We start from the raw sequence: 13,423 nt of genomic DNA on the forward strand, positions 1-13,423 counted from the left end.
GCGCAGTCGTCGACGGATTCCCGCACGGCGTCCGGGTGGATGGTCAGGTGAGTGCGTCGAGGGTGTGTAGGACCCAGTGCCCTTTGCCGTTGGTTTTGGCGTAGTAGAGGCTGGTGTCGGCGGCGGCGAGGATGGATTCGGCGTTGGCGCCGAGGACGGGAGTCACGATGGCGCCGATGCTGGCCGATATCGGCAGGGCTTGGCTGTCGATGATGATGGGGTCGGCCAGAGCCGACAACAACCTGTCCGCGACGATGGTCACTCGGGCGGTACTGGCTGGTGGCGGAATGAGAGCGACGAATTCATCACCGCCGATGCGGGCGATCAGGCAGTCGTGCTCGCACACGCTGTCGAGTAGTCGGACCGCGACGGCGGCGAGGGCCTTGTCGCCGATGTTGTGGCCGTAGCGGTCGTTGATCGCTTTGAAATGGTCCAGGTCGGCGAAACAGAATCCGGCTCGATCGTCGTGGCGGGCGTTCGCGATCAGTTCGTCGACCTTCTCCAGCAGTAGCCGGCGGTTGGGCAGGCCGGTGAGCGGGTCGTGCCGGGCCTGGCGATGTAGTTCCTCGTGCCGCTCGTGCAGTTCCGTGACATCCGCGCCGAGCGCGAGCAGGTAGTCGGGCTGTCCGTCGGATCCGGGGACGAAGGTGATGGCGAACGACACCCAAGCGACGCTGCCGTCGGCACGGATCAACCGTCGTTCGAGCCTGACCGTGCCGGATCTGGTGGGCACCAACTGCTCGTAGACCAGTGTGCGGATATGGTCGCGGTCGTCGGGATGGGTGAAGTCGTACACCGATATCCCGCGTAGTGCCTCGACAGGCACACCGACCATCTCCGCCAAGGCTTTGTTGGCTTCCAGCAGTCTGCCTTCGGTATCGCCGATCGCGACCGCTGCTGCGATGTTGTCGAACACGATCCGGGACCGTGAGTCGAAGTCATCGCGGTCCGGTGAGGTTGTGCCCGGTCGCCGGTCGAGATCGAGGTCGCGAAGGTCGCGCAGACTGGCTTCATGGCCTTGCCCGAGGGCGGTGAGTAGTGCGGCGAGCCGAGCCTGGGCATCGGATCGGTGGCAATGCTGGGCCAGTTGGTGCAGTGTCAGCGCCGACAACGCCGGTACCCGCGGATCGGTCCATTCCGCCGCGACCAGTGCTCGACCGACCTGCGCACCCAACATGACATCGAAGGGGTCGGTATGCAGTCCCGCGAGCAGATCGACGATCAGACCGTGCAGCAGCTGTTGTGCCCGAGTAGGGGAGGTCGGCGCGGCACCGGTGGTAGTCAGCGCGTCCCACCATGTGCGAGTCAACGCCGCACGCTCGATGTCGTCCACCAGCAACCCTTTGACGTGTTGCGCCGCACGGACTACCCCTCTCCGGACGCGGCCGCAATTTCACTCGATCACGGAACGTATCGAACCTACCGCGCGGAATCATTCCAGTTGTCGGAATTGTGGTAGTCCAGATTTTCGGTGAAGATCTATGCGCCCTCGTACCGTCGCGTCGCGTTCTGCCTCACCCAGGTCACCTGCACACAGCCCAGCAAATCCTCGACATGGGACGCCAGTGCGCGATCGGTCAGTCTCGCGCGTCGGTGATCTACCTCCACTCTTAGCAAGCGGGTGCACCGGGCACGATCCGCCCGGCCTGCTCAACGGCGCCGGCCAGGGTCTACCCGGGGGGGTGTTCAGCAACCGCACAGCCACACCGTCGTCTACACCCAGCGACCAGTAGCCTTCCGGTCACAAAACGGTATCGCGTTTTCGACAAACCGCTGCCGTTGGCGATAGCCAGTGTTCGGGCAGCAGCGGCGAGAACAGCAACCGGAATTCGTTGACACCTTCAGGCGTCGCGTCCACCGCGATAGTTGGGTACTGATCACGGCTTGGTTCCAGTAGGTGCAGTCGGGGGAGGGCGCGGATTGAGCAGCGATTTCGTGGCTATCCCGCCTGCGTGATGTTGATCTGCCCGCCCGGTGTGTACCGGCCACAGGCCGATACCCGGCTGCTGGTGCACGCGCTGCACCAGGCCGGGGTGCCGCGGCACAGTCGGGTGCTGGATGTGTGCACCGGTACCGGAGTGGTGGCCATCCAGTCCGCCCGCGCCCGGGCCGCGTCGGTCACCGCCGTGGATATCTCGCGCTCCGCGCTGGCCGCGGCGTGGCTCAACAGCCGGTTACGCGGGCTCGATATCGAGCTGATCCTGGGTGACTTCCGAAATGTACTGCGCGGCAGGCATTTCGATGTGGTTGTCACCAATCCGCCCTATGTTCCCACCCCCGTCGAGGCGCCGCCACGGGGTATCGCGCGATGCTGGGATGCCGGACACGACGGCCGCTCGGCGATCGATGCTCTGTGTCGGCTCGCTCCGGAACTGCTTTCGGGCACGGGAATGTTGCTCATGGTGCATTCCGCACTGTGCGGCACCGACACCACACTGACCCGGCTACGCCAGGGTGGACTCAAATCCGCGGTAGTCGCCAGAGCGAGCATCCCGTTCGGGCCGGTGCTGCGCCGTCGCGCCGACTGGCTCGCCGCCCGCCACCTCATCCACGCCGGACAACAGCACGAGGAACTGGTGGTCATCCGTGCCGACCGACCCCGACACTGACCGGCGGACCATCACATACACCGCCGAAGGTCCGGCTCTCATCGAAGGGCCGGTAGAACTCGTCACCGACGACGGGCGAATCATCCACTGCGACCGATGCGTGGTGGCGCTGTGTCTGTGCCGCCGTTCCGCGATCTACCCGCTGTGCGACACCAGCCACCGCAAACGTCGCCACACCGCCAAGTAGGCGGCCGATCCGGTAGCACTCGCACCCCGAGCCCGCCGTTACCGATGGCAGGGCGATCGGCACATCGAAAAATGCGTGCGCGTGGTGGTGGCGATGGACTCCGAGGGGAACTACTGCACTCGAAAACGTTCGATCTGCGACTCACGCAGGGTCAGACCATGACCGGGCGCGGCCGGATCGGGGCGTATCACACCCCCGTGGGGATCGAGCGTCCCGTCGAAAGCCATCGATTCGATGCGGACGTGGTCGTGAAACCACTCCAGATGACGAAGATTCGGGATCGCCGCGGCCACGTGCGCGTGCAGATGCGGCGCGCAATGCCCCGACAACGGCAGGTTGTGGGCAGCGGCCACCGCCGCGACTCGCGACCACTCGCTGATGCCGCCACAGCGCGACACATCGGCCTGCAGGCAATCCACCGCGCCCGCCTGACACATGCACCGGAAATAGGTGAGATCACTACCGTATTCGCCCGCCGCGACATCGGCGGTCACCGAGTCACGGACCTCGCGCAGCCCGTCGAGGTCGTCGGAGGACACCGGCTCCTCGAACCACCGCACGTCCAGATCGGCGGCGCGGCGCAGCACGCGAATCGCCTGTTTGCGGCCGTAGGCACCATTGGCGTCGACGAAAAGTTCGGCGCCGCCGATGATCTCGCGGGCTTGGCGCATCCGGGCCAGGTCCCGCTCGACGTCGCCACCCCATGATTCACCGATCTTGATCTTGACACGGGGGATCTGTTGCCGATCGACCCATCCGGTCAGCTGCTCACGCAACCGGTCGGCGTCGTAGGTGGTGAAACCGCCGCTGCCGTAGACGGGTACCTCCACGCGTACCGCGCCGAGCAGCCGGTGCAGCGCGAGATCGAGCAGCCGCGCCTTCAGATCCCACAGCGCCACATCCACTGCGGAGACGGCGTAGTCGACCACACCCGGCCGGCCGAAGTTGCGGGTCTGGGTCACCATGCGATCGAACACACCGGCCACGTTCATCGCGTCGGCACCACGCACGATCCTGGCGAGTTGGTCGTTGATGAACCGGGCGCACACCGCCGGACCGTAGGTCCAGCCCAGTCCGGTTCGTCCGCCGCCTTGCGCGCGCACTACGACCATCGTGGTCGAATCCCAGCTCAACGTTCCGTCGGCCTCCGGTGCATCCGTGGGAATCGTGTAGGCGCAGGCATCGATCCGTTCGACGGTGACATCGGCGACCCTGTTCGTACCCACCACCACTCCTTAGCCTCACCCGGCCGTGTCCTTGCGGCGCGGATACCCGGGGCACGTGCTCCTACACGTCCGTAGCCGCCTCGAAAGCGCCTCCGCCATTGAGTGATCCCGATGACCGGCACAGCCGATCAACCGGCCTCCCGTGCCCGCAGCCCTTTGCCCGGATCCGCGGCTCACGCCTGCGCATATCCGATCAAGGATTCTCATCCTGACCAGGCTTGATCGACAGGTGACGGGGTAGTTCCGGGCGGAGGAGACCGGCTCGAAGGAGGGTGTACGGGACAGGTTCCGCACTATCCATTGTTCGTGGTCTTTACCCATGGGCTGAACATCCTATTCGTCACCTTGCTCATGCGCTCAGGCGTCGAGGTGCTGTCGTCGATGCCGAAGCTGTACTGGCCACCGCACAGCGCGATCGTGACCTGCTCGGCGCGCTCCCGACCCCGCTGGAACGCGAACTGGTCCACCTGGCCACCATGCTGATCAGGCAGACACCGCACGGACCGATTTCGGAGCTCCTGCGGGCCCAGTTCGACCGGCTCTGCGCAGCTTGGCAGGTGCCGCAAGGCCCAGCGGCCGCGCGGCTGCACTCGCGGATCGTGGCAACGCCCTGAATCGAGTTGGGACCTGCGTGGCCGGCTCAGCTGTTGGCGAGCGCACGGTCGGCGAGTGCGGCGATGACCGGTCCGAGGGCTCTGGCGTAACTGACGGTGAGGTGATTGTCGTCGCGGTACACCAGGTTGTCACCGATGATCAGGGGACAGCGGGCCGCGGTGCAGAACAGCGGGGTCGGATCGGCATACTGGCCGCCGCCTGCAGTGGCCGCCGCCTGCTCGGCCGCGATACCCGCGTCGTTGACCGCGACCGGCCGCGCCGGCGTGCACGCCGCGGCGTTGTCGATATGTTGGGACAAACACACCGGCACGGTGGTGTGCGGATCGGGGATCGAACCGAGAACGAGGACCGCCGCTCCGGTTGCTCGCAGTTGGCCGACCAGCTGGTTCAGGCTGTCGACCCAGGCCTGGTCGTAAGAGACGAAGCCGAAGTCGGCGCCATAGCGCCGGGACATGGTCACGACTATCAGCCGGGGGCGTTCGGCCCGCAACCGGGTCAGGATCTGGCCGCGCCACTGCTCGCATTCGGTGTACTCCCGGCCCAGATACGGGCTCGTGATGGGTAAGCCGAGCAACGGGCAGGTGACCTTGGCCATGGTTTCCAGCCGCCAGTGCCGCTCGGCGGCGATCGGCTCGAACGCGGGCTGCCACATCGCGGCGTGTGAATCGCCGACCAATGCCACTGTCGTGGCCGAGTCCGGATCGCCGGAGGCGCACTCCGCCTGCCCCACTTCACGCCACGATCGCACACAGCCGTCGACGAACACGGCTGCCTTGTCGCCGGGCGCGTCGGCCAGCGAGGGGGTGAGATTCGAAGGAACAGCTCGGATTTCGGCCGAGTCGGCGACTGCGGCCTGCGTCTGCGCAGTCAGCTGCCGGACCGCCGCGTCGCGTGCGTCGGCGCCGGGAGCGGCCGATGCGGCCGGCGTGGCGAGCGTGAGAGCCGCGGCCGCCGCGCCACGGCCGACCGGCACGGGAATGAGCACCAGCAGCATCAATGCCACACCACCGGCGACCGCGGTGATCGCACCGCCGCAGGCGAGGCTACGTGCGGCCGACCCTCGCAACGGAGCGGCGAAGCGGACCGGATTCTCGACCAGCCATAACGTGAGCATGGCGAGTCCGCCTGCCATCATGACCGCGCCCAGCGAGCCACCCGGTCCGAGCTGGTGACCGAGCACGTGCGGTGCCAGCAGTAGTACCGGCCAGTGCCACAGATACCAGGAGTACGACATGCGTCCGATCGCGCGCATAACAGGCAGTGCCAGTCCGCGACCAACCCCGAATCGTGTTTCCACACAACCCGATATGATCACCAGGGCGGTACCGACAGCGGGCAGCAGGGCCGCGGTACCCGGATACGGCGTCTGCCCGTTCAGCTGGGTACACGCCACGACGATCAGGGCCAGTCCGGTCCATCCCGCAGGAGCGGCGACCGATTTCGGCAACCGGGACCACACAGTGGCCGACAACGCGATCAAGCCGCCGGCACCCAGCTCCCAGGCCCGTGTGGGCAGCGAGAAGAATGCCCACGGTGGCAGCGTGCGGGTCCAGATCAGCGAGATCGTGAAGGAGAGCGCGGCGACAACCGCAAGAACGATCATGTACGGGAACACGGCGGCCGATCCGATGCGGCGCCGCCGCGCGAACCAGTACGTGGCGGCGATCAGTGCGGGCCACAACAGATAGAACTGCTCCTCCACGCCGAGCGACCAGAAGTGCTGAAACGGGGACGGAAGGGTGTCGCCGGCAAGATAGTCCGTGCCGCGCAACGCGAGTCGATAATTCCCGGCATACAAAGCGCAGGCGATCGCGTCGCCGAGGACTTGGCGAGCCTGCAGCGGCGGCAACAGTATCGCCGCGCCGATCGCGGTGGCAACCGCCACGACACCCGCCGCGGGCAGCAGGCGGCGGGCCCTGGCTCCGTAGAACCGGACCAGTCCGACACTGCCGGCGACAGCAGTTTCGCGCCAGAGGATTCCGGTAACGAGGAAGCCAGAAATGACGAAAAAGACATCGACACCAACGAATCCGCCCGCGACCCCGGGCGTGTTCGCGTGAAAGAGCACAACGGCCAGTACGGCCACTGCTCGTAGCCCCTCGATGTCGGGCCGAAATCTCCTGCGTGGCGTTGCCTTGGGCGCGTGATCAGCCCGCCGATCCATCAATCCGCCGCTCGCCGCCACCGTCATGGGCGGCATTGTTGTCGATCTCCCCGGTTAAGTCACGGCAACTCACCGCCTATAAGGTTGCTTGACCTCGATCTTTCGGCACCACAGGCAGATTGAGTTCGAGATCGGTATGCACCAGGCGTCGGAGCTGCGCACAGCGCCGAACACCGACCGCGCATATGAGAAGCGAAAGTCAGCGATCGACTTCAGTGATAGAGGGCGTCGATGCTGTCGGCGAGATTCTCGACGACTATCTTGCGGCGCAGTTTCATGCTCGGGGTGAGATCACCGGCCTCGATGGACAGTTCGTGATCGATGATGTCGAAATTCTTGATCTGTTCCCAGCGATTGAGTTGGGTGTTCAGGTGGTCGACGTAGTCGGCGATCACGCCATGGGTCTTCTCGTCCCGCGCGATTTCGGCGAGCGGTTTGTCTGCCAGACCGTGCTTGCCAGCCCATTCGGTGATGCTCTGGGTGTCGAGGCCGACCAATGCGACGCAATAGGGGCGTGTCTCTCCGTAGACGATGAATTCCGCCGCGTACGGACAGATTCCCTTGAACGTGGCGGCAATCGCGGAGGGGGCGACGTACTTGCCCTGTGAGGTCTTGAACAAGTCCTTCTTGCGGTCGGTGATATGCAGGAATCCGTCCGCGTCGATCTCGCCGATGTCGCCGGTGCGGAACCAGCCCTGCGCGTCCAGAGCCTCAGCGGTGGCCTCGGGGCGGTTATGATAGCCACTCATCACACCGGGACTTCTGAGCAGGATCTCGCCGTCCTCGGCAATCTCGACCTCCGTGCCGGGGAAGGGCTTGCCTACGGTTCCGAACCGGTATGCATCGGGGCGGTTGATGAACGAGGCGGCGGCGGTCTCGGTCAGGCCGTAACCTTCGAGCACAATGATGCCGATCGCATCGAACCACTGCGCGACATCGCGGTCCAGTGGAGCCGATGCCGAAACGAAGTACCGCAGCCGACCACCGAAGCGTTCACGGACTTTGGAAAGCACCAGCCTGTCCGCGATTTCGTGCTGCAAGGACACCAGCAACGACGGGTCCTTGCCGGCCTGCCTGGCACGCGAAACCTGCAGGCCGACCCCGACCGCCCAGTCGAAGAGCTGCTTCTTGATCCCGCCTTCTTCGGCCACCATGCCCTCGATACGGGCATGCGCCTTTTCGAAGATGCGTGGGGCGGCCGCCACGATGGTGGGATGCAGCACCGTGAGGTTGTCCACGATCTTGTCCGCGCGGCCGTCGATCGCTGTGGGGAAGCCGATCAGCGGCGACAGCGCCAACATCACCTTGCCGAACGCGTGCGACAGCGGCAGCCACAGAAAGTTGAGGTCGTCAGGGCTCAGAACGTTCAGGGCGTCGATCGCTGCGGCGCTATACGTCCATGCGGAATGCGGCAGCCGAACCCCCTTCGGGGTGCCGGTCGTCCCGGAGGTGTACATGATGCTGCCCAGGTGCGCGGGCCGGATGCCGCGGACGCGTTCGGCGATCGCGTCGGGGGATTCGGCGAGCAGTCCGCATCCGCGCTCTTCGAGGTCGTCGAGAGTGATCACCCACTTCCCGTCGCCCGCGCCGTCGAAGATCACCACCTGTTGCACCTCGGGCAGCTCGGCGCGATGCTCGATCAGCTTATCGACCTGGTCCTGATTCTCGGCAATCACGATACGGCTGCCCGAGTTGGCGATGATGAACGCGACGCCGGCAGCGTTGGTCGTGGGATACACGGTGGTGGTTGCCGCACCAGCACACATCACGGCGAAATCGGCGAGCACCCATTCGTAGCGCGTGGCCGACACCAGCGCGATCCGGTCCTCGGCCTGGATTCCCAGCGCGATCAGCCCGGCGGCGAGAATGTCGACGCGGTCACCGAACTGCTTCCAGGACACGCTGGTCCAGCCCTCGCCGTCACGGAATCGGAACGCCTCCGCGCCGGGAGTCGCGGCGATCCGATCGACCAGCATTCGGGCGACCGAGGATGCCCGCTGCTCGATCTTGCTGAGATCGGGAAGTTCCTCGGATTTCCGGAGGAACGTCATCCCCTTATTCTACGGTCTCGGCCGGTCGATGAGGCGCTCCGACGAGATGATGTGTCCGAGGAGAGACCGGCGTGATTACGGTAACCGCTGCGGACCGGCAGGGGCTGTGGACGTCGAGTTGGATATCGAAGTGCGCGGCGGCTCCCTCGCCTCGGAGCGCCCGACTGTGACCCGCCTTTCCGTGTCACGTGTGGGTGCCGCCGCGAAGCCAGTCGGACCAGGGGACGCTCCAATCGCCGTTCTGCCAGATGTCGAGAGGGTCGCCGCCGGTGTTGCGGACCTCGACAACGTCGCCGGGGATGACGAAGTCGTAGAACCACGCGGCATCGTTGGGGGAAATGTTCAGGCAGCCGTGTGAGACGTTGGTGTTGCCTTGGGCCCACATGGTTGCGGCCAGCTCGTGCACGAAGATTCCGTCGTGGCTGATGCGGACCGCGTGGTTGATGCTCGTGCGGTAGCCGCCGGAGTTGGTCGGCAGGCCATAGCTGGCGGAGTCCATGATCACCGGGTCGTTTCGGTCCAGGACCGTATAGATGCCGGGGCGGGTCCAGAACGACAGATATCTGCCGCCGACGACCGCGGTGCCGCCCTTGCCCATCGATGTCGGCATGGTGCGCACCAGGTTCCCGTTGTCGAAGACCTCGATCTGTTTGGTGTCGTCGTCGGCGATCGCAACGTGCGCGGGACCGATGATCACCGACACGCGTTGGTCGCGCAGGCCATAGCGGCCCTCGCCGAGCGCGAGTCCGAAGAGTTCGGCCTCGATCGTGATCCTGGTGCCAGGCGCGTGGTAATGCTCCGGCCGCCAATGTGCGTTCTGATCGTCGAGCCAATACCAGGCGCCGGTGACTTCGGGCTGGGTGGTGACCTTGAGGCGGCTTTGCGCCACCGCCCGGTCGACGGGTGCGTCGAAATGGGCGACCAGCACGAAACCCACTCCGTAGGTGTCGTTTTCGGCCAGCTCGACGAGATTGGCGGAGCGCAGGGAGACGTCGACGAGTTGTCGCGGTCGCACCGTTGTGTAGGTCGCCGTCGCGGTGAGGTCGCCGGCTTCACCTTGTGCCACGGCTTTTGCTGTGTAGGTGTGTCCGTAGCCGAGTGGTTCGGCACTGGTCCAGGTTCGATGATCGGGTGCCTGTCCGCCGGGCAGCGATCTGCCGGTTTCGTCGATCCATTCGACCGACCGCAGCGTCCCGTCGGTGACCGTGACCGTGCCGGGGCTGCGAGCATCGACATCGTGGGTGCCGGGTGGAGGATCGAATCGGAGTGTGGCGGGTTTGGGGGGCGCGGGTTCCCGCCCACATCCGGCCAGGGCGAGGCCACCCACACTGGCGAAGCCGATCAGTAGCCGACGACGTCCCAATGCCACCACGTATCTCCCTTCGCTGGGTGCAGCAGGGCCGACCTCTGTCCGCCAGCATGTGGTAGCTACGGGCTTGCTGAGACGGCAATGAGCGGAATCTCCACCGATCCGCCGCACAACCGACACCGTTCCGCGATCGATCGGGGTGCTCGGGCGAGACGGTCACGGGAGGTCTGCAAGACCACGATGGTCCACGCTCCGTGGCCGCGAACCGCCAGCTGAAAGCTGGCTCAGGGCCGCATGACGGTGACCAGGCTGATCAATGATTGCTCGGCGGCCGGAGTGTGGCCGAGGTCGTGGATGTAGTCGTTGAGATAGACGCGCTCGCCGGTCCAACCGCGGTTGCTGAACCACTCGGCGGCCTCACTGTGGGGTTCGTTGTAGATCAACCGTACCCAGTCCGAGCCCGCGTCGTCCTGCTCGGCCATCGCGGCGACGGCCTGCGCGGGCATGGGATCCATCTGCTCGATCGCGACCCGGCTGCCGGGCACGCTGAGCGCGACTATGGCGTCGAACAGCTGGTCCTGCGCGGCCGGCGACAGATAGATCAGCAAGCCCTCAACCAGCCAAGCGGCTGGCAGGGCGGGATCGAAGCCGCTGTCACGCAACGCTTTCGGCCAGTCCTCACGCAGGTCCGCCGGCACCTCATGACGCTCGGCGATCGGCTGCAGCCCTGCCTGTAGGAGAGTTTTGCGCTTGAACTCCAGTACCTGCGGCCGGTCCAGCTCGTAGACGACGGTGCCCTCGGGCCACGATAGCCGGTACGCGCGGGCGTCCAGACCCGCGGCGAGGATAACCACCTGTCGGAGGCCGGCGGACGCGGCCGCGTGGAGGTAATCGTCGAAGTACCGCGTGCGGGCAACCTGATGCTGCTGGAACTGGATGCCGAATTCCGGGGTCAGCAACGGATGGTCGGGCACTCGACCGTCGAGCAAGTCGGCCCACTCCGCGCCCGCGGCCCGCACGAAGAGCTCGGCCACCGGGTCCTTCGCCGGCGCATCGGCCGCGCGGCCGCCCAGCGCGCGAGCCGCCGCGACGAACAACGCCGTAGATCCCACACTGGTATTGATGTCCCAGGAATCTCCCTCGGTGCGCATACTCGCCAACGTACCCGGCCGAAAGAATCGCTGTCGCAGGTCGCAGGTCGCGCGCAGCGTGTCACCCAGGGCCCTATCCTGCGAATGTGACAAGGGAACCGGCGCGCTGGGAACCACCAGTCCGGCGGCGTGTGCCACTACTGGCCGTCGCTGCCGTGCTGGCGGCAGGCGGGGCAGCCACCCGGCCGTTCAGCTGGTCGGCAACTGCGCTGGTGGTGGTTCCGGTGGTCGTAGTTTTCCTGCTGGCCTGCCGCGCGAGGCCCGCGCGAACACCACACACCGTCCGCCTGCGGCGCGGCGTGGCGGTCTGGACGACGCTGCTGGTCACGGTGTTGGCGTGGGAAGTGAATGCATTTGTGCGGCAACCGGATTGGACCCAGCCGAGCTACTCGCACCCGACCTTGTCGACGCTACTCGATCCCGCACTGGAGCAGTGGCCGCTGCGGTTCGCCGGGTGGCTGGTGTGGCTGGGTATCGGCTGCTGGCTGGTGTGGAGATGAGCGATCGGGAGATCGTCATCGCCGGGTTCGTGCTGCTGCTCGCGGCCACGCTCGGCACGGTTGCATTCACGCATTTCCGCCGAGACCTGGTCGCACCCGTGGGGGAGACGATCGCGTACCTCATCCGTACTCGGGCGGCGAGAATCGCCGCTGTACTCGTGTGGGCATGGCTCGGCTGGCACTTTCTCGCACGGTAGCGCCCGACCGGCCCGCCGAATTACGGTGGGCAGGCCGTCGATCCGGCTCATCTCGAGCGACATCGAACCCAGGCCGTCTAGGAGGGCGAGTGCGCCGGCGACGACGTTGTTCCAGATCGTCGATGCGGTATCGACGTTACCGCTGACGATGCAGGGGCAACTTCCACGATGATCCGGATTTGCAAGCCGCACACACGGCAATATGCTGCCTATCGTGACGAACTTGCGGATCAGTGAAGCGGCCGCCCTGTTGGGCGTCAGCGATGACACCGTGCGCCGCTGGATCGACTTGGGACGGCTTACCGAGGTCCGACTGGACAACGGTCGCAAAGGCGTGCGCGGTCAGGACCTCGCCGAGGTGCTGCGCAGCACCTATGCCGAATCCCCTGAGCCGGGCGCCACTGTCGCGGCGTCAGCGCGCAACCGGATGCGCGGCATCGTCACCCGCATCGTCAAGGACACGGTCATGGCGCAGGTGGAGATGCAGGCCGGACCGTTCCGGCTGGTGTCCCTGATCAGCCGGGAGTCGGTCGACGAACTCGGTCTCGAGGTCGGCAGCATCGCTGTCGCCTCGGTCAAATCGACCCATGTAGTGGTCGAAATACCAGAAAGTTGATGAGGATGAAGAAATTCCGCACCCTCGGCGCGGTGGTAGCCGCATTCGCCGTCACGGCCGGCCTGGCCGGATGCGGCTCCGATGACAAAGTGAGCACTCCGGCCGGATCGGATCAGATCACCGGCACGGTGACGGTGTTCGCGGCGGCATCGCTGACCGAGACGTTCACCAAGCTGGGCAAGGACTTCGAAGCCGCCCATCCCGGTATGAAGGTGGTGTACAACTTCGGGGCGAGCTCGGCACTGGCCGAACAGATCAAACAGGGCGCACCCGCCGATGTCTTCGCCTCCGCGGCACCGGCCAATATGCAGCAGGTCGTCGATGCCGGTGATGTCACCGGCCAGCCTTCCACCTTCGTCAGCAACCGACTGGAGATCGCGGTGCCCAAGGGCAATCCCGGGCACATCACCGGGCTGGCCGACTTCGGCAAGACCGAGCCCAAGCTCGCGCTGTGCGCGGAACAGGTGCCTTGCGGTGCCGCCGCCAAGAAAGCTTTCGAGGTCGCCGGGATCACCCCGCAGCCCGATACCCGCGAACAGGACGTGAAGGCCGTACTCACCAAGGTGACCCTGGGTGAGGTCGACGGCGCGCTCGTGTATCGCACCGATGTGCAGGCCGCGGGTGACAAGGTGGAGGGTATCGACTTCCCGGAGTCGACCAAGGCGGTCAACACCTATCCGATCGCCGCGCTGGCCAAGGCCCCGAACGCCGCGGCCGCCACGGCGTTCGTCGACTTCATCAAGTCCGACAAGTCGAAGCAGGTCTTCGCTGCGGCGGGGTTCGACACCCCGTGATCAT

General features: G+C 65.8%; 13 protein-coding genes. 6 read left to right on the top strand and 7 right to left on the bottom strand.

Annotated elements, in window-relative coordinates; genetic code table 11:
* Nucleotides 1-43 precede the first annotated feature (43 nt).
* Complete coding sequence (locus tag ACW2Q0_RS18190; protein ID WP_457191609.1) at nucleotides 44-1,333, bottom strand: diguanylate cyclase domain-containing protein; 1,290 nt, start codon at nucleotides 1,331-1,333, stop codon at nucleotides 44-46.
* 622 nt (nucleotides 1,334-1,955) lie between these two features.
* Here ACW2Q0_RS18190 and ACW2Q0_RS18195 point away from each other — a divergent pair.
* On the top strand, nucleotides 1,956-2,609 hold the full coding sequence (locus ACW2Q0_RS18195) for a HemK2/MTQ2 family protein methyltransferase (protein WP_457191829.1): 654 nt from the start codon (nucleotides 1,956-1,958) through the stop codon (nucleotides 2,607-2,609).
* Entirely contained in the window at nucleotides 2,587-2,796 is a 210-nt protein-coding gene (locus ACW2Q0_RS18200) for a CDGSH iron-sulfur domain-containing protein (RefSeq protein WP_457191611.1), read from the top strand. The genes ACW2Q0_RS18195 and ACW2Q0_RS18200 overlap by 23 nt, the downstream gene beginning before the upstream one ends.
* Nucleotides 2,797-2,906: 110 nt before the next feature.
* Here the strand turns inward: ACW2Q0_RS18200 and ACW2Q0_RS18205 are convergent, their stop codons facing one another.
* From ACW2Q0_RS18205 to ACW2Q0_RS18230, 6 genes are all read right to left on the bottom strand, one after another.
* Nucleotides 2,907-4,022 carry an enolase C-terminal domain-like protein gene (locus ACW2Q0_RS18205; protein ID WP_457191614.1) on the bottom strand — a complete coding sequence of 372 codons (1,116 nt, stop codon included), beginning with the start codon at nucleotides 4,020-4,022 and terminating at the stop codon, nucleotides 2,907-2,909.
* Nucleotides 4,023-4,315: 293 nt separating this feature from the next.
* Nucleotides 4,316-4,489, bottom strand: coding sequence for a hypothetical protein (locus ACW2Q0_RS18210; RefSeq protein WP_457191616.1), 174 nt, complete (start codon nucleotides 4,487-4,489; stop codon nucleotides 4,316-4,318).
* Nucleotides 4,490-4,662: 173 nt separating this feature from the next.
* The gene (locus tag ACW2Q0_RS18215; RefSeq protein WP_457191831.1) at nucleotides 4,663-6,801 is read right to left on the bottom strand and encodes an acyltransferase family protein; all 2,139 of its coding nucleotides are present in this window, start codon (nucleotides 6,799-6,801) and stop codon (nucleotides 4,663-4,665) included.
* A gap of 212 nt (nucleotides 6,802-7,013) precedes the next feature.
* Complete coding sequence (locus tag ACW2Q0_RS18220) at nucleotides 7,014-8,852, bottom strand: AMP-dependent synthetase/ligase (protein WP_457191618.1); 1,839 nt, start codon at nucleotides 8,850-8,852, stop codon at nucleotides 7,014-7,016.
* Nucleotides 8,853-9,036: 184 nt separating this feature from the next.
* Nucleotides 9,037-10,221, bottom strand: a complete 1,185-nt coding sequence (locus ACW2Q0_RS18225; protein ID WP_457191620.1) for an Ig-like domain-containing protein — start codon at nucleotides 10,219-10,221, stop codon at nucleotides 9,037-9,039.
* A 224-nt stretch (nucleotides 10,222-10,445) separates the two neighbouring features.
* The gene (locus tag ACW2Q0_RS18230; protein ID WP_457191622.1) at nucleotides 10,446-11,312 is read right to left on the bottom strand and encodes an SAM-dependent methyltransferase; all 867 of its coding nucleotides are present in this window, start codon (nucleotides 11,310-11,312) and stop codon (nucleotides 10,446-10,448) included.
* An 86-nt stretch (nucleotides 11,313-11,398) separates the two neighbouring features.
* On the opposite strand from ACW2Q0_RS18230, the gene ACW2Q0_RS18235 reads away from it, so the two are divergent.
* The 4 genes from ACW2Q0_RS18235 to modA all read left to right on the top strand — a co-directional run bounded on the left by ACW2Q0_RS18235 (nucleotide 11,399) and on the right by modA (nucleotide 13,419).
* The gene (locus ACW2Q0_RS18235) at nucleotides 11,399-11,812 is read left to right on the top strand and encodes a hypothetical protein (RefSeq protein ID WP_457191624.1); all 414 of its coding nucleotides are present in this window, start codon (nucleotides 11,399-11,401) and stop codon (nucleotides 11,810-11,812) included.
* A complete protein-coding gene (locus tag ACW2Q0_RS18240) occupies nucleotides 11,809-12,009 on the top strand; it encodes a DUF6186 family protein (RefSeq protein WP_457191626.1) in 201 nt (66 codons plus the stop codon). The genes ACW2Q0_RS18235 and ACW2Q0_RS18240 overlap by 4 nt, the downstream gene beginning before the upstream one ends.
* 214 nt (nucleotides 12,010-12,223) lie before the next feature.
* Nucleotides 12,224-12,625, top strand: coding sequence for a TOBE domain-containing protein (locus ACW2Q0_RS18245; protein ID WP_457191628.1), 402 nt, complete (start codon nucleotides 12,224-12,226; stop codon nucleotides 12,623-12,625).
* Complete coding sequence (gene modA / locus ACW2Q0_RS18250; RefSeq protein ID WP_457191630.1) at nucleotides 12,625-13,419, top strand: molybdate ABC transporter substrate-binding protein; 795 nt, start codon at nucleotides 12,625-12,627, stop codon at nucleotides 13,417-13,419. The genes ACW2Q0_RS18245 and modA overlap by 1 nt, the downstream gene beginning before the upstream one ends.
* The last annotated feature ends 4 nt before the right edge of the window (nucleotides 13,420-13,423 follow it).

The organism is Nocardia citri (assembly GCF_054065835.1).